The organism is Pedobacter lithocola, assembly GCF_042650845.1.
Classification (GTDB): domain Bacteria; phylum Bacteroidota; class Bacteroidia; order Sphingobacteriales; family Sphingobacteriaceae; genus Pedobacter; species Pedobacter lithocola.
Genome location: NZ_JBHSBW010000016.1, coordinates 264,568 through 290,514, shown reverse-complemented (window position 1 = coordinate 290,514; position 25,947 = coordinate 264,568). Strand labels below are relative to the sequence as shown.

The window sequence follows — 25,947 nt, the reverse complement described above, 5'->3', positions numbered from 1 at the left end:
CTAGTTAAATAACTAAAATGAGAAATATGGAACCACAAATCTTTACCGCAGTAGATCATCACGCTAGGTATCTTAGGACATTTATAGGTTTACTAATAAGCAGATTTAAACCCTTGCAAATTTTCTCTTTCTCTAAACGATTTGTTGCTGAAGAAATGGAAGGTGATTTTATAGATAATTCAATAACCTATAAGGGTCATTACTGCTTGTTAATGGTTACCGAAACCAACACAAGAATCGATCACGAAGTACAAGACTATTGTAATGGCATGTATGAGGATGGCACGGTAACCATAATCTGTCACGGGCAAGAAGCCATCTCTGAAGCTTTACAAAAAAACAGTAGATTTTTTATAACAGTATATTCCACTGGAGAGTTGATATATAGCTATGATGGTATTTCACTTTGTAATCTTACCAAAAAAATAGATTTTTCAAATGCTTCAGTAAAAGCAAACCAACATTTTAATCATCGTATTTCTTTGGCAGAAGGCTTTTTAACAGGTGCTAAAGAATGTCTTTTTAGCCGACAATTTAATGTATGTACTTTCATGTTACATCAAGTTGTAGAACAATGTTGCATAGGTTTGATTAGAGTGCACTTAGGCTATCGCTCTGAAGTTCACAATTTAAATCGTTTGTTGCGCTTATGTAATTCATTTTCTGATGTTCCCTATAATATGTTTTTAACAGGGCGACAAACTGATGAAGATTTGTTCGATATTCTGATTAAAAGCTACTCCCAAGCACGTTACGGGAAAACTTTTTTGGTTGTTGAGATTGACGCACAGCGGCTATTTGAAAAGATTTCGTCGTTTGTAGAACTTACAAAAAAGATGTGTCAAATGAAAATTGTTGGTCTAGAGAAATTAAGCGAAGAAAATTTGGACAAGGAGGTATCAAATGAATAACACACGAAACCCAATACCTAACTCCCGTTTATTTAAGTTGCCATTTATAGAAGGTACTTTAAAATTAACATTTGAAACCCTGAATAGCTATTCATTATTTAGGTTTACCAAAGGTTTAACACGGATAGTACGCAAAATTTCCTATCAAAATGAATGGTTGACCATAGGTATAAAAATCAATGACGAAAAGGAAGAAAAAGTTTATTTGAAGGTTACAAAGAAGGAATTATTGGTAAGCTGTAGCGTAGATACAGACGAAAACTATTTAAGCCAATACGCCTACTTGGTTCTTGATAAGCTAATGCATATTAACGATTATTGCGATTTTGAGCGGTATTATTGGCCAGACTTTTTCACATCCAAAAATGGCGGAAGTAAATACCTTTCTATCATAAATGACAGAAATGGATTAGATATAACATTCAAGCCTGCTTATGCTTTCTTTTTCAAGCCTGGGCAAGAACTAAGAATACCAATGATCGAAAAAAAAATCAATAGACCACAAATGATTTTCATGGATAAAGCATTTGTGGTTAAACAGCAACTTAATGGAATTGGATTTTGTTTTGCAGACACATTTCAGAAATCATGGCATTCCAACCATAATCCATTTTTGATACCCTATAGTGGAATACTAACACAGAACAACAATGCAATAAAAACTTTTACTTCATTTGTTACTTCTGAGTCGAATGAAGCATTTCAAAACTTCTCTCCGATGCAGATTGAACTCTACAAAGTTTGCAGGAAGATGGAACTTCTTGCCCCAATACTAAAACCCAATTATAATTGTACAAAAGAGCAGATCGCATCAATTGATAAATTGAATTATCAACGTTCAAAAGATTTATTCACCTTGTGGCAGGATGCCTTTCCATATCTTATCCATCAACCTTTCACCCACCATTACTTTACGTACGGATTAAGAAATATTCGTCAAAAGCCTCGAAAAATGGACATGAAGTCCTGTACGTTTAGTTATGAAATACCTAAAATCATCTTTCTGTGGAAAGATAAAGGTGAATATTACGAACTGGACTTTAGATTTAAAATTGATAAACAACTTTTTAAACCTTCTGAAAAAAATACTGCATTCTTTATTAATGAAGAAAACAATCCAACGAAATTTTATCTTTTTGAATCATTTTCACATTGCCAACTTACATTGTTTTTTGTTGAACGTCGCTTCAGAATATTAATTCTCAAAGCACATTATGGCGATTTTAAGGATTATTTAGAAAGTCTTAGAGCAATTTATGAAGTTAGAGATTTATAATAGAATAAGAAAAAAGAAAGCGGGAATTACCCAAAGGCTGTTCCCGCTTATCTAAATTAACGCTCTCGTATATAATACGCTGTGAAATTAAAAATATTGTAAAGAAGCAGTATTATTCAACAAGAATTATTCAACTATCATTTACTTATGGTTTATTCCTAATTATCGGTCTCATCAGCAAGTTCAATAACATGATGAACCAAGAAGGCATCAATTAAGGAAAGTGCATAGTCTCGATCGATTGGTAACATATCTGGTCTTAGAAGACTTTCATCGATATATTTTTCTGCATTCCATAATTTACGTACTAAGTGAGGGTTTTCTGGCTCAATTCTATAAAGGACATCCTCGAAAACCGAGTTAGCCGTTTCGATAAATTCAATTCTATCTGCACCAACCAATGGTAAAGCAGAAATTTGGACAGTAGATTTACCTATCATTTTCGTTTTTTTTGGTTTATTGATTTGATTTTCAACTCTTGGTTTTTCGTTTATTCTATTTAAACGATAATCTATACCATCACTTTGATGGCCATCTACATCAGCAAAAACCGCTTTGAAAATATCCAGTTTAAACTCATCATCAAATTGAAAACCTTTAGCACGTTCTTCTACAGAAAGATAAATATCCCAATCTATAACGCTGATTTTATTCATGTTGTCAAAAAGTAATTTTGATAGCTCTAGAGCAGAGGAAGAAGCTTTCACCATATCCGTCCATTTTCTAAATCCAGCCAACTGCGCAATGTAGTGTTGAGCATTCATATGGGTGAAATTGTCTTCGTCGATATCGAAATCGAGAACCAGTGCATCTACATCGAAAAACTTTGGCGCATACTCATATAGCTCTCGGCCATAAGTGGGATCAAAATAAGGTTTTTTTGATTTAAAATCTTTGTGAAGATTTTTTGCTTGGAGTTTAAAGTACTCAACTGTTTTCATAATACATTCCTGTTATACCAACTAATTATCCAGAGTTTTGCGTTCGTAATCTTGTTCGAATAATAAGCAGGCAGGTTTGCATTATTAAACTATTGGCTGATGAAATCTTTGCACGAACGAGCATGCTTGCCAATAAGCATACACAATTATAGAAATAAAAAATTTTAATGTCAATACCCAATTCTATTTTGCAAAATGTTTTGTAGATCCATTATAATTCAAGAATGTTGCTGGCGAAACATATGATAGTCTTGACCTTAAATCTTCAAAATGAAACTGCTTGTTCTTTTGTTGGCGGATGTCCTTTTGGCTTAGTGGCTTTTTCTGGAGTGGTTTGGAGTGGGGGTAATTTTTTTAGTTCTTCGATTAATAAATCAGCAATTTCTTCCTTTATCCGATTATAGTTTTCAGTTACATCCTCTGCGGAAACATTTTTAATCGTTGGAATATCAAGATAGTCTGCTTCTTCTTTGGCAATGGCCTTGTGATCGTTCTGTATCTCACAATGAAACATTTTGAGCTTAATCTTCTGTTCAGGATTATCAGCCACAACCCCAACAAATTCTCCAGAGGAAAGGGTTGCAATTTTACTTGCAGGTATTGCGTAATCCATCTGTGTTGCCTTGGTAATCGAAGTATCGGAACTATTAATGCTCATGCTGTCCTTCTGCTGAGAAATCTTGCCGAAATTCTCCGATAGGGTCTTAGCCGTAGAATTTGTAACTTGTCCACTGATTACATTGCCCACAATTCCTGTAATTACATCCGCTTGTTCTGCACCATAATCCTTTTTAAGCTGGCTAAAATCCTGAACGGCCAAAGCTGTAGAAACTTTATTGCTTCTCGCTGTAGCGATTAAGCTATCCATGTTATTAAAATAAATGGTTGGAAACTCATCAAAGATTAAACTGCTTTTTAACTGTCCCTTTCTATTCACAAGCTTTATCATCGTAGAAATATAAAGCGAAAGCACCGCACCATAAACTTGCAGCTTTTGAGGATTGTTACCCACACAGATAATTTTTGGTTCACTAGGATTATTTATATCTAATGTGAAATCATTTCCACTCAACACATAATAGAGTTGTGGTGAGGCTAATCTTGCAAGACCTATTTTTGCAGAAGCGATTTGCCCCTCAAGCTGTGGCATCGCATCCCTTTGATATGCAGAAATAAATGGATTCATTAATACCTTAATTTCATCTTCGGTTTCCAAAACTGCAAAAAGCTGGTCATAGTCAGATTGCATGAGCTCAATCACATGGGGCAATGTGCAATATTTACCATCTTCATATTTTCTTAAGTACCATATACAGGCTGTTAGAAAATTGATGGGCGACTCTACAAAAAAGTCTCCCTGCTTTTTGATCCAGTCTCTATTTAATCCCATCATGATGGTACGTGAGGCTTCGGTGGCATCAGTAATATCCTCCATACTTTCAGGGTGCAAGGGATTACATCTATGGGTTCGGTTAAGGTCATCAAAATTGATAACAAAGAACTTAGGTTTGATTGGATAATTCTTTGCGTATTTTAAGAGCTTATTGTATGCCAGTTTGCTAAGATCATCAAACTTGAAGTCATAAAGGAACATTGCAAACCCTTTTTTAATGTGCTGATCAATAATATGTCGAATAACAAAATAACTTTTTCCTGCACCAGGTGTTCCAGCTATCAATAAACCCCTAAAAGGATTAATAACATTGATATAGCTATTTCTTAGCTGCTTTCCCAATAGATATTTTGCTGGTAGATTGATGGAATATTCATTTTCAAGCAAACGCTCTTCTTGTGGAAAGGTTTCGTTCTCCTCGTTGAAAATATCCTTTTTCAGCTTTTCCTTGATTAGCCTGCTCAACTGTCCTCCCCCTGTAAGTACCAGCATGTATCCTAGAGAAGTGAGAACGATGTAGCAAATGGCAATAACAATAGAGCCAGCTGGGATATAAAATACCAGCACTGCAATAAAATAAACCAAAAGTCCAGTGAGTAGGAAAGCAATTATACTTCTAACCTCGATCTTTTCATCTTTCTTACCTTTCACCCCTAGGAGTGAAATGGATAGCAGTAATAAACAGGCTAACTTCGCCCGCCAGATGCCCGTGAAAAGCCCAGTCCTCGAAATATTTTCTATTATTCGATCAGAAATACTTGCTGTAAATCCCCAATGTGCAAATGCCTGATAGCAGCATAAATAAAAATGTATAGATAGAATAAATAAACTGATAAGCCTTGTAAAATCTATGATTTTTCTCAGTCCTTGAATGTCCTCACCTGTATTCATATTTTAAAGATTTTGTTGTTGTGATTTTTTCTTTTTCTTCTTCTTGTCAATTAGAATTGGGACATCATAATCCCTTTTTTCTAATAGAATTTCTAACGGATTAGAAATTTGGTTTCGCAGAAAATTAGTTTCAGGTTTTGGTAAGAGATAGGCTTTGATCTCATCTTTATTCGCAAACTTGCTGGTTATGGTCTTAGCGCTGTACGCTTTACCAAGGTCGCTACCGTTGAATACTGTCCTTTGTTTATGGTCAACATAGGTAACACCATAAATTATTCCTTTTTCATTCTGCCGAAACACAAGCCCAATCCCTTGTTTGGCAAGCTCGGAAATCAAAGTGTTTTTGGATACTGTATTGTATTTTAACAAAATCCAGTCTATCCGTTTCTTTAAATTTTCTCTCTTAGGTTTTCTCTTTTCTATACCTAATGAAAAATCCTTTTCCAAATTGGTAAGTGTAGGTTGGCTGTAAAAACTGCTCGCCTTTATCGGCACCCCGATTGGATTTCTATTTTCATCCAGTATTGAATACATTAGCCCCTTTTTTTCGAACATCATCGTATCCTCCCGTCCACGATCTGCCCTGACATTAAATTGCCCAAGTATTGCATTGAACTCGGATAGGGAAGTGAAAGCATAGTTTTCCCTTACCGATAGCACTATGGAGTTGATAACCTGTTTAGTTGACCGCTGTCCATAAATCGCAGGCTTAATGTTTATGCTATGGTTCTGGTTTCTCCCTTCTGCTTTGATTAGGCCATATTTTAGCTCAATTTCCTTCCTTGCTGGCTCGGACATCAGTCTCCCCATATTGTGGGTGTATTTACGTTTGCCATTTTGCTGAATAAGAGTAGTGGCAATATGTATATGTGGGTGTGCTGAGTCGTTATGCTGATAGACTATGTAGGGCTGTTCGCCGAATCTAATTTGCTCCATATAGTCCAATGCAATCTGCTGAACTTTTTGCAAGTCCAATTTGTCGGAAGCGTCGAAATTAAGAGATATGTGCATAGCGTTGGTTTTAACAGTCGGATTTAGATCGGTGAGGTTTTTAAACCGCTGGATTTTCTGGTTAATGTTTAAGCGTTCTATATCTACTGCAAATCCGCTAGCCATGATAAGGTTTGCTTTTTGCTGCTCCACCTTGGTTTCATTATAGATCAAAATTCCCCTAATAGATTTGCCATATCTTATTTTTGCAACCATCTCTGAGCAAGGTTAGAAATAAGGTCAAAAAGCCTCTCGACTTTTACTTCAACTTTAAGATAGAGCGCCACAGTCTGATCAGAATGATAATTCTTTTCTGCTGTTGATTTACAGGCATTGAAGTATCTGGTTTGCTGATTGATATTTACACCGATTGCTTTAAGTTCCTTACGGATCAGTGCCATTTCTTCCATTGGGGCATTCATGCTAATATCCTTATAAAAGCAGTTGATCTTTTGACCAGCCAGTACTTTTCTAGCAACTTCTGCAAGTGTTTGGCAATCACTTTCGGCAAGCAGCTTAGTCAATTTTAGGTACATGCTATCATTTACCCTAATGATTAAATTGTGCTTTAACAGTTCATCTTCGCTGATCTTTTTCTTCGCCATTTGATACACTTTTAGAATTACGAGTTCCGAGTAATTCTCCGGCCTCAAGGACGGCAAGATGCCAATGCGCATGCATTGGTACATCTTGCTGCAAACCCGAGTTTGCCGGAATTTACCTGTATTTGTTTTTTATTAACTTGAAATTCTTCATTTATATAGTTTTAAATAGAATTGTTGAAAATCATTCCTTCGAGCCATATTGATGAAGACTATGATACAAATTTGCTTTTGAAAATTCTTTGCTATGGACAAGGTGTAGGGTTATAACCTTTAAAAGAAATTTCATTATTTTATTTATAAATTGGTGGTTCAAATCAATTCAATGGAAAAGAAATACCAGTACATCCATAAAATATTGCCTGAAAAAATCGATAATCAATTTGTTGCGTTCTTGGATGTTATGGGTTTTAGCAATTTAGTATCCCAAAATAATCTGGAACAATTAGATAGATACTTTTTTCATGTGAATGATATTTTGAGAGGATTAAAAGAGACAAACTCGAAAATAGATTTTCTTTCCATCAGCGATTCGATAATTATTGTTTCACCTGATGGTGCTTTTGGACTAAAACAAATCATCCAAACGATTAAAAAAATACAATTAAGACTGTTGCAAAAGAAGATATTGCTAAGAGGGGCTTTGGCGTATGGACCTGTTTTTTTCGACAACACTAATAACATTCTTGTAGGAAAAGGCTACATCAAAGCCTATAAACTCGAAAGTCAAGCTATCTATCCAAGAGTAATTGTGGATCCTTCTATTGTTGCTTTGTTAGGTGAAGACAGAACAATTTTTATAAAAACATTGAATAAAGACGAAAATTTAATTTACAAGAACAGCGGAACATCTCTTATCAAAGACGATGCAATTTTTATAAATTATAGCGAAATTCTTGATGATGGTAAAATTCACAGAACGGTTAAGGATGTTTATGATATGATTAAAAACAATCTATATGCCGACCAAAGTATATTTGAAAAATACATCTGGATTAAAAGTTATTATTTAGAAAGTCTAAAAAAGGTAGAGATAGAAAGCCTACATTACAATACCAAAAGGGCTATTGAGGAGTGGATTGAAAAATTCAGCCGCCTTTAATGTTGTACAATCAATGCATATCTTTCAAAAAACACATCTTTAACAACCTTCATTAATTACATAATTTGGGCTAAAACTTAACTCAAAGTATCGTTGTGGGAAAAAAATCACTCCTTTTTCGGCTAAATTTCGTGTGCAAATCGTGTGCAAATAAAAAGCCCCACTCGGACGGAGTGGGGCTAACTCACTGATTGTGAGCTCCCTCTGCTGGGCTCGAACCAGCGACCCTCTGATTAACAGTCAGATGCTCTAACCAGCTGAGCTAAGAAGGAATATTCCTGGTTACTAAAATTTTATTTTAAAAAGTACTTCATAAAAAATCCCCACATTGCTGTGAGGATTTTTGCTCCCTCTGCTGGGCTCGAACCAGCGACCCTCTGATTAACAGTCAGATGCTCTAACCAGCTGAGCTAAGAAGGAGTACTGGTTATTCCTAAAACGAGGTTATTAATGCTTTGCAGCGCAAATACCCTTGTTCGTTTTGGGAATGCAATATTAGGGCTTTTAAATTATTTATGCAATATTTGCAGTAAAATATTTTAAAAAAAATTCAAATTAATATATATGAGCCTGATAATCATAGGTACTGTAGCTTTTGATGCTATTGAAACTCCTTTCGGAAAAACAGATAAAATAGTTGGTGGCGCTGCAACCTACGCTAGTTTGGCTGCCTCGTACTTTTATAACAAGACTAAAATAGTAGCTGTAGTAGGCGATGATTTCCATCAGGCAGATATTGATATCTTCACAGAGCATGGAATTGATACAGAAGGACTGCAAATAAAAGCAGGCGAAAAATCATTCTTCTGGTCGGGAAAATACCATAACGATATGAACAGTCGCGATACTTTAATTACAGAATTAAATGTATTAGAAAATTTCGACCCAATTATTCCAGAGAGTTACCAAGATTGCGAATATTTAATGCTAGGTAATCTTACACCGCAAGTGCAGCAAACGGTAATTAAAAGACTTCAAAAACGCCCGAAACTAATTGTAATGGACACCATGAACTTTTGGATGGACATTATGATGGACGATTTATTAGAAACCATAAAGCTGGTAGATGTATTAACCATTAACGATGCTGAAGCACGTCAATTATCTGGAGAATATTCTTTGGTTAAAGCTGCAAGAAAAATCCTTGCTATGGGCCCGAAATACCTAATTATCAAAAAAGGCGAGCATGGTGCATTGCTATTTCACGAAGATCAAATTTTTTCTGCACCAGCTTTACCTTTGGCTGATGTTTTTGACCCAACTGGCGCTGGCGATAGTTTCGCAGGTGGTTTTATTGGCTACATGGCTAAAGTAGGAGATGTTAACTTCCACAATATGAAAAATGCCATTATTTATGGTTCGGCATTGGCCTCTTTCTGTGTAGAAAAATTTGGAACAGAAAAATTATTAAACTTAACTGCCGAAGAAGTTTCAGCAAGAATTCAGGAATTTATTAAACTTAGTGCATTTACAATAGAAGTTGAATAATACATTTAACAGCTGCAGATTTTAGAAAAACCGCTAATCTGCAGCTATTTTATTATTCCAATTGCTACAAACTTTTCAAAAACCGCATCGGTATGTGGTGCATCCGGCAGCTCATCAGTTAAATCTTGCCCAGCCCAATGTTCGTAATGCTTCCCGTTTCTCCACAATCTACTTTCGGTCATATCATAAATAAAACCTTTATAAGCCACCCAAATTTGAGGTTTATCTTGCCCGTTTCGTAGTGCTAGCTGTTGTTTGGTATAAGCTGGTAATTCCATCTAAATAATATTTTAATTGTTTTCGTAGCGCAATGCTTCTGCAACAAAATTAATTTCTTCCCGCTATTAACTTTTACGCTTCGCTTCCTCGTTCCTCGTTGCTGCAGGTTAACGTTTCAATCGGGACTAAATGGCTAAATTCGCATTCATTTTAATGGTTGCATAGCACAGAACATTGTGCCTAAACCTGATTGAAATGAAAAGCCCCAATTTTTCATTGGGCTTGTAATGTAAAGCAGGACTGAAAACCGCCAAGAACCACCCACCTTTCATTTCCAAAAAATAAGCATTTTTTTAAAAAGCCTATTAACGTTTCAAATTCTTACTAGTTTTTTGAAGCGCAATGCTGCTGCAAAACAATTAATTTCTTCCCGCTTTTCACTTTTACGCTTCGCTGCCTCGTTCCTCGTTGCTGCAGAGTAACGTTTCAATCGGGGCTAAATGGCTAAATTCGCATTTCATTTTAATGGTTGCATAGCACAGAATATTGTGCCTAAACCTGATTGAAATGAAAAGCCCGCGAACCGATTTTTTATCGGGAGCGGCTTGTAATGTAAAGCAGGGCTGAAAACCGCCAAGAACCACCCACCTTTCATTTCCAAAACATTAAGCAATCTCATTTACTTTTAAATAAGTATTTTAATCGTTTTCGAAGCGCAATGCTTCTGCAAAGCAATTAACTTCTTCCCGCTTTTCACTTTTACGCTTCGCTTCCTCGTTCCTCGTTGCTGCAGGGTGCCGTTTCAATCGGGGCTAAATGGCTAAATTCGCATTTCATTTTAATGGTTGCATAGCACAGAACATTGTGCCTAAACCTGATTGAAATGAAAAGCCCCAATTTTTCATTGGGCTTGAAATGTAAAGCAGGACTGAAAACTGCCAAGAACCACCCACCTTTCATTTCCAAATCATTAAGCAATTGTAATGATAGACCCTAACTTTTCTATTAATAACTAAGCATTTTGTTTTACAACTGCTTTGCGTTTGAAAAATTCGTATAAATAAATATTCATTAAAAGTAAGGCCATTAAATAGAAATGATCTTCGAAAGGAATGGTTCCTACCCTGAAGCCGAGATTTTCTTTATCATTATACATTACAACAGGAATCGCAGTTAAATATCCATTTACAATATAAAATGGAATTAGCGCAACAAGATATGCCCGGTAAAATTTAAACATAAACCTAAACTGAATATTTACATATTCTACATAAGCCAAAACCAAGAGCAAAAAACCAAAATTAATGACGGTGTACCACCTATTGTAGCCTAAAAAAAGCATTGCTACACATAGCCCTAAAAACAAATTGCTTAAAGAGAAACTGTATTTCTGCAGGCCATCTTTCGGGAAATAGGCGTTTAAACATTCATAAATAAAAACGCAGGCGTAGGGAACGGTTAAAAAGAAAAGTATTTCTTCGAGCGGTAAACCAAAAAAATATATCCCAACGACATAATCGGGGTTAAAAGACCATACATTAAGCTTAACAAATAGCAAATCCCAAATTAAAAATACTACTCCTGTAATCAAAATTGCAGGTAAAACAAATTTCCACTTGCTAAAGAAATGCACTTTTTTATCGAAAGATAAAACCAGAGGAAAAAATATTACGGCAATATTTATAAGTAAATAGATATATGTCATTTAGATAAATTTCTTTAAAACCTTAACCTCATCAGCAGTACATCGCTTACTATCAATCATAAACTTTGCTACATTTTTAATTAATTCCTTATCGGCAACGCCGAAGTTGTTGTTTTGATAATGCTTAACAATTTCCTTTTTATCTACGGCTAAATCTTTACTAAAACCTAAAAATGATGGCGTAAAGTGTTCAATAGAGAAACGCATAAAACGGATTTCCATATTTTCCTTGTCTAAGTTAATAGCCTTCTGCATGGTTTGCAGCGACTCCTTTATATACTTTATTTTATTGTAAGGATTCCACGAATGTTTAGCTTTTAAAGCTTCTAGAGTGCCGGCATAAGCAGTAATTAAACCAGTTTTATTTGGGTATTTATTTAATTTATCCCATAACGTATTGGTTAGTTTTGAATCATCAACAGCCTTAATTAAATCTGCTTTTAATTCGGTAATTTCTTTCGGTGAAAGTTGTGCTTTGCAAATTGTTATGGAAGCAAAAAGCAATATTAGTATTAATCGTAGTTTAATCATGTGTTGTGCCAAAGATAATAAAACGAAGCGGATTACTAATTGAAGTTAAGGTATAGTATAAAACATTAATATAACAGAATTAAGCCAATTCTATTTATAGATAATATATTCAAAATCTTAATTTCCATAAATCAATATTGCCGAAAAATCCCTTTCTTTATGCAATGGATAAAAAACCAAAAGTAACCGTTATTGGAGCAGGTTTCGCGGGCTTATCTGCAGCAGCTTTATTGGCTAAAGATGGTTTCGATGTAACCGTTATCGAAAAAAATGAAATGGCTGGTGGAAGAGCCAGAACCTGGGAGAAGGATGGCTTTTTATTTGATATGGGACCAAGTTGGTATTGGATGCCTGATGTTTTTGAAAATTATTACCAATTATTCGGAAAAACTGCAGCCGATTTTTATCAGCTGAAACGATTAAACCCTTCCTATCGCATTTATTTTGGAAAGGATGACACTTTGGATGTTCCATCTACACTGCAAAATTTGTATCAACTTTTCGAAGATTTAGAGCCCGGTAGCAGTAAAAGTTTAGATTCTTTTTTAGCACAAGCAAAATACAAATACGATGTTGGGATGAATGAATATGTGTTCAAACCATCGCACAGTGTTATGGAGTATTTCGACCCCAGGCTTGCAGCAAGCGGTATTAAGCTACAGTTGCTTGGAAATATGCGCAAACATGTACACCAACTTTTCAAAAATGAAAAATTAAGAAAACTATTAGAATTTCCTGTATTGTTTTTAGGTGCCACGTCCCAAAATACACCAGCCTTGTATAGTTTAATGAACTACGCTGATTTGGTTTTAGGAACATGGTACCCGATAGGTGGCATGCATAAAATCGTTTTGGCCATGCAAAACATTGCGGAAGAGCAAGGCGTTAAGTTTATATTTAATGCTGAAGTAACTAAAATCGAGGTAAAAAATAATATTGCCGAAGAAATTATAACCAATAAAGGAAATTTTAAAACAGATTTTGTTGTTGGCAATGCCGACTATCACCACATAGAACAGCATCTTTTAGATAAGCCATTTCGGAAGTATGATGAGAAATATTGGGATAACCGAACAATGGCTCCATCTTGCTTATTGTTTTATATTGGTTTAGATAAAAAATTAAATAACATTCTTCATCATAATTTATTCTTCGATGAGAATTTTGATGAACATGCTGAAGAAATTTACACCGAACCTAAATGGCCAACTAAACCACTGTTTTATGCGTGTTGCCCTTCTGTTACTGATTTAAGTGTTGCACCGGAAGGTTGCGAAAACTTGTTTTTTTTAATTCCGATTGCACCCAATTTGGAAGATAGCGAAAGCAAAAGAGAAGAATACTTTAACTTACTTGTTAAACGCTTTAAAGATTTAACTGGAAACGACATAAGTGACAGCATTATTTTTAAACGAAGTTATGCTATGAATGACTTTGTTGAAGATTACCATGCCTTTAAAGGAAATGCATACGGATTAGCAAACACATTGAAACAGACGGCTTTCCTTAAACCTAGTATGAAAAGTAAAGTAACTAATCTTTTATACGCTGGCCAGCTAACCGTTCCAGGACCTGGTGTACCGCCTGCAATCATATCTGGACAAGTGGTTGCAAAAGAAATAAAAAAAAAGTTAAAAAAAGCTTGACAAATATAAAATTTCCCTTATCTTTATAACCACAAAACAAAAACATTGCAAAACAACCTTTAAAAGCATTATTATTTAAGGTTTGCATTTGTTTCGAAATAAGAGAAAAAGACTATTGTTGAAATAAAACATAAGAATCAACTAACCAAATATACGATAAGCAAAAAGGCCAGGAATTATTTCCAGGCCTTTTGCTTTTTGCATCCATTATTAATTTTTGGCTTTTTCAGGAATACATATATAAGCATTAATGTATATACATTAAATTTGCCGATGGCCACACAACCTTTAATATTTCTACTATCCGAGGTTAAATAGCCCCGATAGAATGGTATTCCCGTTTTTCGATTTTTCATCAAAAACGGAATGGAAGGATAGCGGGACTAAAGAGACCTATTAATTACTACAGCACCGCTTCGGATAAAAATTAAGCATAAAAAAAGCCCCGAAAATTAATTCGAGGCTTTCATCTTTTATAAGGTATGTTTATGCCATTTCTGCAATTGCAATATCTTTAGAATATGTTTTTAAATATTTTTTAAGAATACCGCGAGCTACGTGAATACGGGTTTTAACGGTCCCGATTGGAATATTTAACATATCTGCTATTTCATGGTATTTAAACCCTTCGAAATAGCGAATAAATGGTACGTAGTATTCTTGTGGTAATTGCGCTAAAGCTTTATCAATATCTCCCAATACAAATTTACTTTCAGCCTGATTTTTTGTTGCACTAAAACAAAGGTTTGCAGAAGAAATATCTTCACTTTGCGTAATTAATGTGTTTGTTTTAACCAAACGACGGTAATTGTTAATGAAAGTGTTTTTCATAATGGTGAATAACCAACCTTTCAAGTTAGTACCTTCTTTAAATTTATTGTAGTAAGTAATTGCCTTAAGCATGGTATCTTGAACAAGATCATTTGCGTCTTCAGCATCTTTTGTAAAATTTAAAGCGTAAGATCTAAGGGAAACTGAGTGGTGGTTAACTAGATGGTTGAATTCAAATTTGGTCATGATGTTTTAGCTTTAGGGTAAGATTAAAAAAACAAAAAATTGCGTCTTATTCTTATTAAACCTAAACAAACTTAGTACCAAAAATTTTTGGCACGATGCTAAAAGCGTAAAACTACCTACGACACCGTATTCGTCACAGTATATTTACCTCACGTTCCAAAGTGACTCCAAAAGTAGACTTCACACTGTCTATAATTTGTGCAGAAAAGTTGAATACTTCTGTGCCAGATGCGTTTCCATGATTTACTAAAACTAAAGCTTGATTTTTCCATGTACCCGTATTTCCCACAACTTTACCTTTAAAACCGCACTGTTCTATTAACCAACCTGCTGCGAGTTTTACTTTTCCATCTGCTGTTGGGTAGTGAACTACGTCTGGGTGATTAGAAACCACATCTGCAAACTCATACTTTTCTATAACCGGGTTTTTGAAAAAACTTCCTGCGTTTCCTATGGTTGTTGGATCGGGCAATTTACTAACCCTGATGTGCGATACCGCAGCAGAAACATCAGCAATATTCGGTTTTTCGATTCCTCTTTTTTGTAATTCCGTTTCTATTGCGCCATAAGATGTGTTAACATCGGCTTCCGTTTTTAAACTAAAGGTTACTGAAGTAATAATGTACCTACCTTTTAATTCGCCCTTAAAAATGCTTTCACGGTAACCGAATTGGCAATCTTCATAATTAAATGTTTTAATATTACCCGTTTCGATTTCGAAAGCGTTGCAGCTATGAAAAATATCTTTAAGCTCCACACCATAAGCTCCAATATTTTGAACAGGAGATGCACCAACTGTGCCAGGAATTAAACTTAAATTTTCAGCGCCAGCAAAGTTATGCTCCACACAATAGTTTACAAAATCATTCCAAATTACACCCGCTCCTGCCGTAACCTTTACGGTATTGCCTTCGGCTAATGACTTTATACCAGAGATGCTTATTTTTATAACAAGTCCATTATAATCTTGAATAAATAAGATATTGCTTCCACCGCCAATAACTAACAACTTCTGCGTTTTAGTTATGTCGTTTTGAAATAGAGATTTTAAATCTTCTTCCTTAAATATCTCTGCAAAATATGCCGCCTTTACATCAATTCCAAAAGTGTTAAATGGTTTAAGGGAAATATTTTGTTGAATTTGAAGCATAGCAATTTTGTGTTGTGCACAAAAGTAAAATAAAAATTAATTATGGAGTTATCTTACTTATCGCCTTGTCAAAATTAAAGCTCAATGTTTCCGATTGGTCGCCCTTAATTTTAATCCCCGATAATTTCCAGCCTATAAATTTAGGTTTGGCTTTAGCTAAATCTAATAAGCGATATCTTTGTTTTGTAAGTGTAGCGCTAATTTTCCCCACGCTATCTGACTCTGCTTGGGCAGAATGTTCTATTTCACTTTCTAAAACAGCCAAAACAGAATCCAATTCATTACCCTTTTTTATACTATCGGCATAGGCTTTGGGAGAAATATTATAAAGACTATCGAAGCTAGAGTTTTCGAAATCTAATTTTTGGGTACTGCTTTCATATTTCGATTCTACTAAATCTATCGCTCGGTCTTTATCGGTTTTTTTTACGCATGATGCAATAATAACCGAAATTAAAATCAGTAATGCGATGTGTTTTTTCATAGTGATACTATTAATTTGAGATGTAATTTAAATTTTTACCTGATAGATTAATTATAAAGAATGCTCTTTTCATCTAAAAACGATCATTCAGTTGCAATTGTGTTACATCTGAAATTACTCGCCTTTATCAGCAGCTAATATTTTCTTTCTAACAAAGAGTAACCCAAAAGCCCTACTATCCTTTTTGCCCATATTTTTATGGTGAACTTTATGGGCTTTTCGTACTGCTTTTAAATAAGTGTTATTGCTTTTAAAGGTTTTAAACCTTCTGTGTACAAACCAATCGTGAATGATAAAATATATAATTCCGTATAAACCTATTCCAAGCCCAATAAAAAACCTGTATCCAAAATCTTCTCTCTCGATAAACATTAAGTATAGAGAAATCCCTGCAAATAGAAATGCAAACAAATCATTCCACTCGAAAAAAGATTTGTTATGCTCGTGGTGACTTTTATGCATAAACCATAGTACACCATGAAACAAATATTTATGAATAGCCCACGAAAGGCATTCCATAAAAACTATAGTTAACAATACAATACCGATATTTAATATGACTAACAAATTTTGTAATTTAGTTTGTAAAGATATATAAACCAACGCAAACCGTTTTAAATGTCATTAAATTGTAACGATGCAAATGTTTTTTAATCAATCGATTAACAATTGAATTTTTAGATCTATTTTTGACTAAAATATTAAAAAAGTCAGAAAGTAGAAAAGTAAAATGATTGTAGCCGATAAAAAGCGAGAACAAATTATTGAAGGTGCTATAAAACGCTTTATCCATTTTGGTATTAATAAAACTACCATGAATGATATTGCCGAAGATTTATCTGTTTCAAAGCCATCTCTTTATTATTATTTTCCTGATAAGAGAAGTCTTATTGTTGGCGTAATAGAAAAAGTATTTACCGATTATTTTGATGCATTAAAAAAGAAATATAATCCTGATGCAGCAATAGAAGATACGTTATTTCAAACTATTGATATTCGCAATTCTTTTTTTATGAAATACTTTATGCTACGTATTTCGGAAGGAATTCCAGATATTTTTACTGACCAAACTTTAAAAGAAAAACTTACATCGCTTAAAAATTCTGAGAAAGCATTTTACGCAAAAATCTTCGAAAGGTCTCAGGAGAAAGGTGAAATTAAACATGAAAACATGTCGCACGTAGCCGAACTCTACTTAGAAAGTTTAATGGGCTTAACAAATATGTGCATAATAGAACTTGGTAAAGATTTATTACCCGATAAAAAAGCAGTGAACAAAATGACCCAAAAGCAGAAAGACTTATCTTCTATATTTACTAGAGGGTTGAAGTGTTGAGGAATGAGGTTGACGTTAAGACTGAGAATGAGGCTGAGACCAAGGTTAAGGTTAAGAACGAGATTAAAGTGGAAAGCTGAAATACAAGAACGAAAAACGAACATCAATAACACAATAACAAAGTTGCCCAGTTGCAGGTCTTGATGCCTGATACTAGCTATTTGATACTAATAAGAACCCAAAAACAAAAAAACAATACATTATGCTTAAAGTAAAAATGGTAAAATTAATGCTCATACTAATTACTGGCATTGCTTTACCTCAACTGGCAGCTGCACAACAACAGCTAACCCTGAAAAATGCGCTAACCTTTGCGCTTCAAAATAACACCAAATTGCGCAAGGCAAAATTGGATATTGAAGGTGGAAGATACAAGGTAGAAGAAGTAAGAGCACAAGCATTACCTACACTTTCGGGGACTGCAGGCTTAACCTACAACCCAATTATTGGTCAGCAGGTGGTAGATTTCGGCGGACAATTACAAACGCTTAAGTTTGGTCAGAAATGGAATTCATCTGCAGGCGTTCAACTTTCTCAACAATTGTTTAATCAGCAAGTTTTTACGGGCTTACAAGCCGCAAAATCTAGTGAAGAATATTACAATCTAACTTCACAATTAACTGAAGAACAAATTATTGAGTTGGTTGCAAATAACTATTACCAGGTTTTGGTTAACAGACAACAATTAAACGTTATCGACACAAACATTAAAAATGTTAAAGTGGTCGAAAAAATTGTTAGCAACCAATATAAAAATGGTTTAGCTAGAAAAATTGATGTAGATCGTATTAACGTAAACCTTACCAATTTAAACACACAGCGTGAGCAAGTGATTAATGGCATCACTCAATTAGAGAATCAATTAAAATTTTCTATGGGCATGCCGGTTTCAACGCCTATTAGTTTGCCTGCAACCGAATTAACAGAAGTTACGCAATTACCCGTTTTAACTGATTCTGTTGATTTAACAAACAGAACAGAAGTTAAACTTTTAGATAATCAGGATAAACTTTTGGCACTGCAACGCAAGGCTTATGTGGCAGAATATTATCCATCTTTATCATTATCAGGAAATTACACCTACTCCAGCCAAAGCAACGGATTTGATTTTTTAAATTCGAATGCTACTGCGATTGGTTTTGGTTCATCGGCAATTGGTTTAAGCTTAAAAGTGCCTATTTTTAATGGTTTCCTTACCCGCTCTAAAATTCGCCAGGCTAATGTTAACATTAAAAAAGCACAAGAAGATAGAAAAGAATCAACAAACTCTTTAAACCTTGCTTACGAGAATGCGAAAATTCAATTGCGCAACAACTTAAACACTATAAATTCGCAACGTAAGAATGCCAATTTAGCGCAAGAAATTTATAAAAGCACTCAAAACAATTACAATAACGGCTTGGCTTCTTTAACGGATTTAATCGACACAGAGAACGCATTAACAGAAGCCCAAAACAGCTATACACAGGCTTTACTAAACTATAAAGTTGCTGAAATACAATTAATCAAATCAAACGGAAATATTAAATCGCTAGTACAATAGAAATGAAAAGAGTAATAATTATAATCGTTGTAATTGTTGTTGCCCTTGGTGCAATAGCTTATGTTTTAAGTAACAACAAGAAGAAAAATGAAGAAAAAACTGCTTTCATTGCTAAAGGCGGTGGTGCTGTTGCAGTTCGTGTTGCAAAAGTAGAGAAAAAAGTTGTTGACTTAGATTTCGTTGCAAATGGAAATTTTGTTCCGAAGCAAGAATTAAACTTCCTATCAGAAAATGCAGGTCGCGTTTCAAAAATTTATGTTGATGAAGGTGCCCGCGTAAGCAAAGGACAGGTTTTAGCTCGTATTGATGCTGAAATTATCAATACAGACCGTGAAACAGCTCAGGCATCGTACGATAATGCAAAAAGAGATGAGGCCAGATACCAAAGTTCTTACGAAACCGGCGGTGTAACGCAGCAACAACTAGACCAAGCAAAATTGGCAACTAGAAATGCAAAATTGCGTTTACAAGCTTCGCAACGTAAACTAAGTGATGCGAACATTAAATCGCCAATTAACGGAATTATCAATAAACGCTACATTGAGGTTGGTGCTTTTGTAACCGCTCAAGGAACTCAATTATTCGAAATTGTTGATGTTTCTAAGTTAAAACTTAAAGTAAACGTTAATGAATCGCAAGTTGCAAGTCTTAAAATTGGCGACCAGATTGAAATTAAATCTTCAGTTTTTCCTGATGAGAAATTTTCTGGGAAAGTAACCTTTATTGCGGCTAAAGCTGATGCGACTTTAAACTTCCCGATAGAAATTGAAGTTTCGAATTCGGCAAAAAGTAGCTTAAGAGCAGGTATGTACGGAACTGCAGTATTTAATTTCCCTAAACAAGCACCAAGTATTCTTATCCCTCGTACCTCTTTTGTGGGTAGTGTAAGTAGTAACCAGGTTTTTGTTTACGATACTGCTAACAATACTTCAAAATTACGCAAGGTAATTACCGGTCGTATTTTAGGCGATAACGTAGAGGTTTTAGATGGATTAAAAGAAGGTGAAACCGTAATTACCAGCGGACAAATAAACTTAGCTGAAGGTACTGCCGTAAGCATTGTTAAATAAGTTTAATAGAAAGTTTACGGTTTTTGATGACTAAAAGTCTAAAATCTAAACCTCAGTACTAATATCAAATTAAAATGAAGATAACAGACATATCTATAAAAAGGCCCTCGCTTGTAATTGTGGTTTTTACCGCACTTACGCTACTTGGGCTGCTAAGTTACTTTTCGTTGGGTTATGAATTGCTTCCGAAATTCTCCAACAATGTAGTATCTATTTCGACGATTTACCCTGGTGCATCACCAGCTGAGGTTGAAAATACAGTAACTAAAAAAATTGAGGATGCGGTGTCCTCAATGGAAAATATTAAAAAAATAAATGCGGTTTCATTTGAAAGTTTATCGACAGTAACGATAACCTTAACAGATGCAGCAAACATTGATATATCATTAAATGATGCGCAAAGAAAAGTAAATGCCATACTTTCGGATTTACCAGATGATGTTAAAACGCCATCGCTTAGTAAATTCTCTTTGGATGATTTACCGGTTATCACCATGTCGGCATCTGCAAATATGGATGATATTACCTTTTACGATTTAATTGACAAACGTATTGCTCCGGTAATTTCGAGGGTAAGCGGTATCGCTCAGGTAAATTTAATTGGTGGTTCTGAACGTGAAATTCAGGTATCGTTAGATGCTGATAAACTTCAGGGTTATAATCTTTCGGTTCCTCAGGTTCAGCAATTAATTTTAAGTTCCAATCTTGATTTCCCTACAGGAAGTGTTAAAACTCAAAACCAAGATGTATTAATTCGTTTATCTGGTAAATACAGAAGCATCGAAGAATTAAGAAATTTGGTTTTAACAACATCAAAAGATGGTGCTCAAATCCGTTTAGGAGATGTTGCAGATGTTCAAGATTCGCAAAAAGAAACTGAAAAATTAGCACGTATTGACAGAAAAGCGGCAATTGCAATTCAAATTATTAAACAAAGTGATGCAAATGCGGTAGAGGTAAGTAAAGGTGTACATGCAATTATAGAAAAGCTTAAAACAGAATATGCAGCAAATAAATTAGATATAAAAATTGTTAACGATAGCTCGATTTTCACTTTAGAATCTGCAGATGCTGTTATCCATGATTTATTTTTAGCTGTAATTTTGGTAGCCTTTGTAATGCTTTTCTTCTTACACAGTTTAAGAAATGCATTAATCGTAATGGTATCTATTCCGGCATCGTTAATTGCAACATTTATTGGCGTTTCCTTATTAGGTTATACCTTAAATCTAATGTCGCTACTTGGTTTATCGCTCGTTGTAGGTATCCTGGTAGATGATGCGATTGTAGTTTTGGAAAACATCCAACGCCACATGGAAATGGGTAAAAACAAAGTAAGGGCTGCATCTGATGCAACCCGCGAAATTGGTTTCACAGTTGTATCCATCACTTTAGTAATTGTTGTAGTGTTTTTCCCTATTGCAATTAGTTCGGGTTTGGTATCAAATATCCTTCGCCAGTTTTGTGTGGTTGTAATTATTGCAACTTTGCTTTCATTGTTTGCATCGTTTACAATTGTACCATTGTTGTACTCAAGATTTGGTAAGTTAGAACATATAGAAGGCAAAAATGCATTTGGCCGTTTCATTCTTTGGTTCGAAAGACAATTAAAAAAATTCACCATTTGGATTACAGGAATTTTAACTTGGTCTTTAAACCATAAAAGACGTACAGTTGCTGCTGTGGTAGTATTATTCGTTGCTGCAATGTGGTTAGCCGGAGCCGGATTTATTGGTTCGGAGTTTTTCCCTAAATCAGACAAAGGTGAGTTTTTGGTTCAAATTGAATTACCAAAAGATGCGCCTTTAGAGCAAACGAACTTTTTTACGCAAAGAGCAGAAACTTTCTTATCTAAACAACCAGAAATTACGCAATTAATTACAACTGTTGGTCAGGCCAGTGGTGATTTTGGTGGAACACAAGCAACCGCATATAAATCAGAAATAAATGTAAAACTGGTTGAGCGTGATAAGCGTGAAGGAGTTTCATCAGATATTTTCGCTACCAAAATGAGCCGTGCTTTGGCCAAAGAATTGGTTGGAGCAAAAGTAAAAACAGTACCAATTAGCATATTGGGTATTGCCGAAAATGCACCAATTAGTTTGGTGGTTATGGGTTCTGATTTAGATAGTGCTTTAAAATATGCCGAAGGTGCAAAAGCTTTACTGGGAACAGTATCTGGAGCAACTGAAATTAAACTTTCTGTAGAAAAAGGAACGCCTGAGATTAACGTTCAGGTTGATAGAGATAAGATGTCGGCCGTTGGTTTAACACTTGCAACGGTAGGGTCTACCATGCAAACTGCATTCGCTGGTAATACAGATGGTAAATACAGAAAAGGCGAATACGAATACGACATTAACATCCAGTACCAAGACTTTAACAGAAAGAATATTGATGATGTACGTAACCTTATTTTTGTTAATGATAAAGACGCACAAATTAAATTATCGCAGTTTGCTACAATTAGCGAAGGTTCAGGCCCAAGTCAGTTAGAGCGTTTAAATAAATCAACATCAGTTTCTGTTCAAGCACAATCAATTGGTAGGCCAACCGGAACAATCGTTGCCGAGTTTAAACAAAAATTAATCGACCAACAAAAAAGTGGAAAGCTAAAAGCACCTACTGGCGTAAGCTATACATGGGGTGGTGATGAAGAAAATCAGGCTGAAGGATTTGGTACTTTAGGGATTGCATTATTAGCTTCTATAATTTTGGTTTACCTAATTATGGTTGCGCTTTATGATAGTTTTGTCTATCCATTGGTAGTAATGTTCTCCCTGCCTCTGGCATTAATTGGAGCATTTTTAGCATTGGCTTTAACCAATAATTCAATCGGTATTTTTACCATTTTAGGTTTTATTATGCTAATGGGTTTGGTTGCGAAGAATGCAATTATCCTGGTCGATTTTACTAACCACATGAAGGCCGAAGGAAAATCGACCGTAGATGCGTTAATTTTAGCCAATCATGCTCGTTTACGTCCAATCTTAATGACAACCATCGCCATGATTTTTGGTATGCTTCCTATTGCACTAGCAAGTGGCGCAGGTGCAGAATGGAAAAATGGTTTGGCTTGGGTTATTGTAGGTGGATTAACAAGTTCTTTATTTTTAACCCTAATTGTAGTTCCGGTTGTTTACTTAATTTTTGATATAATTTTAGAAAAATTAGGCTTCAACAAAAAAGGTAAAACAATTGATGAGTTGATGGAAGAACCATACGACCATAAAGATGTTTTAGAATACGATATAGATGCTACTCACTAACATCAAAAATTAACAATTATATAAAGCTGCCTTTACCCAAGGGCAGCTTTTTTTATGCTAAGTTTAACCGTAATTCATTTTTATTTTATCTTGAGTTAAGGTTGTAAAGTATCAATCCAAACAAATAATATCCAAATCTTGTATATTAGGTTATGTTTAAAATTATCCCGCAAATAATTCTGGCACTTATAGTTTTTGTTACAAAAGCTCAGCATCCACCGGTATTTGATGCCATGCAATCCGATTCTTCTTTCATTAAAATTTACGATTTGGATATTGCTTTGGTAAAATATAGCTATAAACCAAATGGCATTCGGTTTTTGGTTGTTCATGATAATGAAGATACAGGCGTAAAAGCAGGTTTCGATTACATCCGCTGGAATGGAGGCGAAATTATTGATAGCCAATATGGTAGTGTTCGCGATTACAATTTTACCTACATGGATGATGTTTATCGTATTGATCCAAATGCAATATATACGGAACGTGGTATTAATACACGTTTAAAGAAAGATGAATTTAGTTCTAACGAAGTAGAAAAGGCTCTCAATACTGCCGGAAAGCAAATATTGGATTTCTACAACCCGAAATCTTTAGGATACATTTTAACGCTACACAATAACGGAGATGGAGGTTTTGGCATATCATCCTATTTACCAGGCTATGATCTTTCAAGCGCAGCAGACTCGGTATTTATAAACTTCGAAATGGATGGAGATGATTTGATTTATGTAACTGATCTTCGGCTTTTTAATAGCTTTAAAAAAGCAAATGTGAATGTTATGCTCCAATCAAAATTTGTAGAAAACGATGGCTCACTTTCTGTCTACGCGATGCAAAATAATATTCCCTACATAAATGTAGAAGTACAACATGGCCACATAGATGAACATTTAAGACTTATTGAAATTGCCGTTGCGGTTTTAAAAGAGTATAATTTAGTTAAAAAACCGGGATGATAAATTGATATTCAAGACGGAGGCCCTTCACGAGATAAATCTAAAGCTTAAGCAATTGCTTTGATTTTAGTTACCAAAAAGCTAACAAACAATCCAAAACAACCAATTACTGCGTAAGAATATTGCAAACTTGATAATGCAGAAATGTATCCAATTAAAGGCGGACCCATTAAAAACCCTAAATAACTCACACTAGACACCATTGCAATAGCCATTCCTGGGGCAACTTTTCCGTTTTTACCTGCAACACTATAAACTGTAGGCACAATGCTTGAAACACCAAGACCAACCATCATAAACCCTAAAGTTGCGGTTACTACAAATGGAAAAAACACGGAGATAAACATTCCGGTTGATATGATAATACCACTAAATTGAATGGTGCGTTTTCGCCCTAATTTAGCAATGATTGAATCGCCTACAAATCGACCTGTTGCCATCATCACCATAAATGAAGCGTAACCCAAAATCACCAAAGATGATGGCGCTTTAACAATTTCTTTAAAATAAACCCCACTCCAATCGAACATTGCACCTTCTGTAGCCATACTACAAAAACCGATGATACCCAACTGCAATAACACACCTTCGGGCTTTACAAAAAGTTTAGGCTTACGTTCTGTTGGGGCACCTTTACCAGGAACTAAATGTTTATAGTTAAAGAAAACATTAATCCATATTAGGCTTACTACTATCCAAAAGTGATAATATGGAATGATATGCAGATTAACCATTAATAAACCAACTAGCGCACCTGCAAACCCGGCAATACTCCATGCACCGTGGAATGACGTCATAATGGGTTTTACAAATAACTTCTCTGCTTCAACACCTTGCGTATTTACTGCAATATTGCACATGTTGCCAATTACACCAAACAGAAAAAGGAACACAGCTAAATGCCATGGAGCCGTAGCCAAACCTAAATTTGTTAAAGCTAAAACATATAAGGGTGCAGTAATTGTTAGGATTGCTTTGCTACCATATTTTGTTACCAACCTACCAGAAATTGGCATGGTACACAGCTGACCTAAAGGAAGCGCTAATAAAATACTTCCTAGCTGGCCGTCGGATAAATTTAAGGTATGTTTAATATCTGGAATACGACTAGCCCAGGATGCAAATGCAATTCCTTGTCCGAAATAAAATAAAGATACAGCTAGGCGAGTTCTATTTGCACTACTTTGAGCTACTACAGGTTTCACTGTTAGATTTTGTTTTTCCTGATTTGCGTTAGACTCTTCCAAAATGCGGGATTAAATGAACATGATTGTTCTTGCAAAGGTCTTTAAATCTATCGGAAATAGAAAGGGCAAAATATCATTTATAAATAATTATTAGTTTGAGTCAATTTTTACTCAAAATCTATTTCATTGGATATTAAATTAAAACAAAAAAGGCTTTTGGAATCTATATAGAATCCG

Annotated in this window: 22 protein-coding genes and 2 tRNA genes; 10 read left to right on the top strand and 14 right to left on the bottom strand. The window is 35.0% G+C overall.

Going from position 1 to position 25,947, the window contains the following annotated elements; translation table 11 throughout:
* Nucleotides 1–17: 17 nt before the first annotated feature.
* Both ACFOWA_RS19340 and ACFOWA_RS19335 read left to right on the top strand, forming a co-directional pair.
* Nucleotides 18–911 carry a HEPN domain-containing protein gene (locus tag ACFOWA_RS19340; RefSeq protein WP_378988489.1) on the top strand — a complete coding sequence of 298 codons (894 nt, stop codon included), beginning with the start codon at nt 18–20 and terminating at the stop codon, nt 909–911.
* The gene (locus ACFOWA_RS19335; protein WP_378988488.1) at nt 904–2,187 is read left to right on the top strand and encodes a hypothetical protein; all 1,284 of its coding nucleotides are present in this window, start codon (nt 904–906) and stop codon (nt 2,185–2,187) included. Before ACFOWA_RS19340 ends, ACFOWA_RS19335 begins: the two co-directional genes overlap by 8 nt.
* Before the next feature lie 158 nt (nt 2,188–2,345).
* Here the strand turns inward: ACFOWA_RS19335 and ACFOWA_RS19330 are convergent, their stop codons facing one another.
* From ACFOWA_RS19330 to ACFOWA_RS19315, 4 genes are all read right to left on the bottom strand, one after another.
* Nucleotides 2,346–3,128, bottom strand: a complete 783-nt coding sequence (locus ACFOWA_RS19330; RefSeq protein ID WP_378988487.1) for a hypothetical protein — start codon at nt 3,126–3,128, stop codon at nt 2,346–2,348.
* A 265-nt stretch (nt 3,129–3,393) separates the two neighbouring features.
* Nucleotides 3,394–5,412 (bottom strand): conjugal transfer protein MobC, encoded by a 2,019-nt coding sequence (gene mobC, locus ACFOWA_RS19325; RefSeq protein WP_378988486.1) that lies wholly within the window; start codon nt 5,410–5,412, stop codon nt 3,394–3,396.
* Nucleotides 5,413–5,415: 3 nt separating this feature from the next.
* Nucleotides 5,416–6,618: a relaxase/mobilization nuclease domain-containing protein gene (locus ACFOWA_RS19320; protein ID WP_378988485.1), complete on the bottom strand. Its 1,203-nt coding sequence runs from the start codon at nt 6,616–6,618 to the stop codon at nt 5,416–5,418.
* Nucleotides 6,603–7,007 carry a mobilization protein gene (locus ACFOWA_RS19315; RefSeq protein ID WP_378988484.1) on the bottom strand — a complete coding sequence of 135 codons (405 nt, stop codon included), beginning with the start codon at nt 7,005–7,007 and terminating at the stop codon, nt 6,603–6,605. Before ACFOWA_RS19315 ends, ACFOWA_RS19320 begins: the two co-directional genes overlap by 16 nt.
* A 322-nt stretch (nt 7,008–7,329) precedes the next feature.
* Here ACFOWA_RS19315 and ACFOWA_RS19310 point away from each other — a divergent pair, with 322 nt between their 5' ends.
* On the top strand, nt 7,330–8,106 hold the full coding sequence (locus tag ACFOWA_RS19310; protein WP_378988483.1) for a hypothetical protein: 777 nt from the start codon (nt 7,330–7,332) through the stop codon (nt 8,104–8,106).
* A gap of 198 nt (nt 8,107–8,304) precedes the next feature.
* Here ACFOWA_RS19310 and ACFOWA_RS19305 read toward each other — a convergent pair.
* Both ACFOWA_RS19305 and ACFOWA_RS19300 read right to left on the bottom strand, forming a co-directional pair.
* Nucleotides 8,305–8,378, bottom strand: a tRNA-Asn gene (locus tag ACFOWA_RS19305).
* 74 nt (nt 8,379–8,452) lie between these two features.
* A tRNA-Asn gene (locus ACFOWA_RS19300) sits at nt 8,453–8,526 on the bottom strand.
* A 144-nt stretch (nt 8,527–8,670) separates the two neighbouring features.
* Between ACFOWA_RS19300 and ACFOWA_RS19295 the strand changes: the two genes are divergently transcribed.
* Nucleotides 8,671–9,594, top strand: coding sequence for a PfkB family carbohydrate kinase (locus tag ACFOWA_RS19295; protein WP_378988482.1), 924 nt, complete (start codon nt 8,671–8,673; stop codon nt 9,592–9,594).
* A 44-nt stretch (nt 9,595–9,638) separates the two neighbouring features.
* Here the strand turns inward: ACFOWA_RS19295 and ACFOWA_RS19290 are convergent, their stop codons facing one another.
* The 3 genes from ACFOWA_RS19290 to ACFOWA_RS19280 all read right to left on the bottom strand — a co-directional run bounded on the left by ACFOWA_RS19290 (nt 9,639) and on the right by ACFOWA_RS19280 (nt 12,049).
* Nucleotides 9,639–9,872 carry a cytochrome b5 domain-containing protein gene (locus ACFOWA_RS19290; RefSeq protein ID WP_378988480.1) on the bottom strand — a complete coding sequence of 78 codons (234 nt, stop codon included), beginning with the start codon at nt 9,870–9,872 and terminating at the stop codon, nt 9,639–9,641.
* A 953-nt stretch (nt 9,873–10,825) separates the two neighbouring features.
* Complete coding sequence (locus tag ACFOWA_RS19285; RefSeq protein WP_378988478.1) at nt 10,826–11,518, bottom strand: lycopene cyclase domain-containing protein; 693 nt, start codon at nt 11,516–11,518, stop codon at nt 10,826–10,828.
* Nucleotides 11,519–12,049, bottom strand: a complete 531-nt coding sequence (locus ACFOWA_RS19280) for a hypothetical protein (RefSeq protein WP_378988476.1) — start codon at nt 12,047–12,049, stop codon at nt 11,519–11,521.
* A gap of 164 nt (nt 12,050–12,213) precedes the next feature.
* Here ACFOWA_RS19280 and ACFOWA_RS19275 point away from each other — a divergent pair, with 164 nt between their 5' ends.
* Nucleotides 12,214–13,695 (top strand): phytoene desaturase family protein, encoded by a 1,482-nt coding sequence (locus ACFOWA_RS19275; RefSeq protein ID WP_378988474.1) that lies wholly within the window; start codon nt 12,214–12,216, stop codon nt 13,693–13,695.
* A 486-nt stretch (nt 13,696–14,181) separates the two neighbouring features.
* Here ACFOWA_RS19275 and ACFOWA_RS19270 read toward each other — a convergent pair whose 3' ends face one another.
* From ACFOWA_RS19270 to ACFOWA_RS19255, 4 genes are all read right to left on the bottom strand, one after another.
* Nucleotides 14,182–14,712, bottom strand: coding sequence for an RNA polymerase sigma factor (locus ACFOWA_RS19270; RefSeq protein ID WP_123207273.1), 531 nt, complete (start codon nt 14,710–14,712; stop codon nt 14,182–14,184).
* A 133-nt stretch (nt 14,713–14,845) separates the two neighbouring features.
* Nucleotides 14,846–15,862, bottom strand: a complete 1,017-nt coding sequence (murB, locus tag ACFOWA_RS19265) for a UDP-N-acetylmuramate dehydrogenase (protein WP_378988473.1) — start codon at nt 15,860–15,862, stop codon at nt 14,846–14,848.
* A gap of 40 nt (nt 15,863–15,902) precedes the next feature.
* Complete coding sequence (locus ACFOWA_RS19260; protein WP_378988471.1) at nt 15,903–16,346, bottom strand: hypothetical protein; 444 nt, start codon at nt 16,344–16,346, stop codon at nt 15,903–15,905.
* 114 nt (nt 16,347–16,460) lie between these two features.
* Nucleotides 16,461–16,913, bottom strand: coding sequence for a sterol desaturase family protein (locus tag ACFOWA_RS19255; RefSeq protein ID WP_378988469.1), 453 nt, complete (start codon nt 16,911–16,913; stop codon nt 16,461–16,463).
* Nucleotides 16,914–17,076: 163 nt separating this feature from the next.
* Between ACFOWA_RS19255 and ACFOWA_RS19250 the strand changes: the two genes are divergently transcribed.
* The 5 genes from ACFOWA_RS19250 to ACFOWA_RS19230 all read left to right on the top strand — a co-directional run bounded on the left by ACFOWA_RS19250 (nt 17,077) and on the right by ACFOWA_RS19230 (nt 24,523).
* On the top strand, nt 17,077–17,682 hold the full coding sequence (locus ACFOWA_RS19250; RefSeq protein WP_378988467.1) for a TetR/AcrR family transcriptional regulator: 606 nt from the start codon (nt 17,077–17,079) through the stop codon (nt 17,680–17,682).
* 202 nt (nt 17,683–17,884) lie between these two features.
* Complete coding sequence (locus tag ACFOWA_RS19245; RefSeq protein ID WP_378988465.1) at nt 17,885–19,225, top strand: TolC family protein; 1,341 nt, start codon at nt 17,885–17,887, stop codon at nt 19,223–19,225.
* Between the two features lie 2 nt (nt 19,226–19,227).
* Complete coding sequence (locus ACFOWA_RS19240; protein ID WP_123207284.1) at nt 19,228–20,295, top strand: efflux RND transporter periplasmic adaptor subunit; 1,068 nt, start codon at nt 19,228–19,230, stop codon at nt 20,293–20,295.
* A gap of 74 nt (nt 20,296–20,369) precedes the next feature.
* Nucleotides 20,370–23,564, top strand: coding sequence for an efflux RND transporter permease subunit (locus ACFOWA_RS19235; RefSeq protein WP_378988463.1), 3,195 nt, complete (start codon nt 20,370–20,372; stop codon nt 23,562–23,564).
* A gap of 152 nt (nt 23,565–23,716) precedes the next feature.
* Nucleotides 23,717–24,523, top strand: coding sequence for a hypothetical protein (locus ACFOWA_RS19230; RefSeq protein ID WP_378988461.1), 807 nt, complete (start codon nt 23,717–23,719; stop codon nt 24,521–24,523).
* 47 nt (nt 24,524–24,570) lie between these two features.
* Here the strand turns inward: ACFOWA_RS19230 and ACFOWA_RS19225 are convergent, their stop codons facing one another.
* Nucleotides 24,571–25,770 (bottom strand): MFS transporter, encoded by a 1,200-nt coding sequence (locus tag ACFOWA_RS19225; protein WP_378988459.1) that lies wholly within the window; start codon nt 25,768–25,770, stop codon nt 24,571–24,573.
* Nucleotides 25,771–25,947 lie beyond the last annotated feature (177 nt).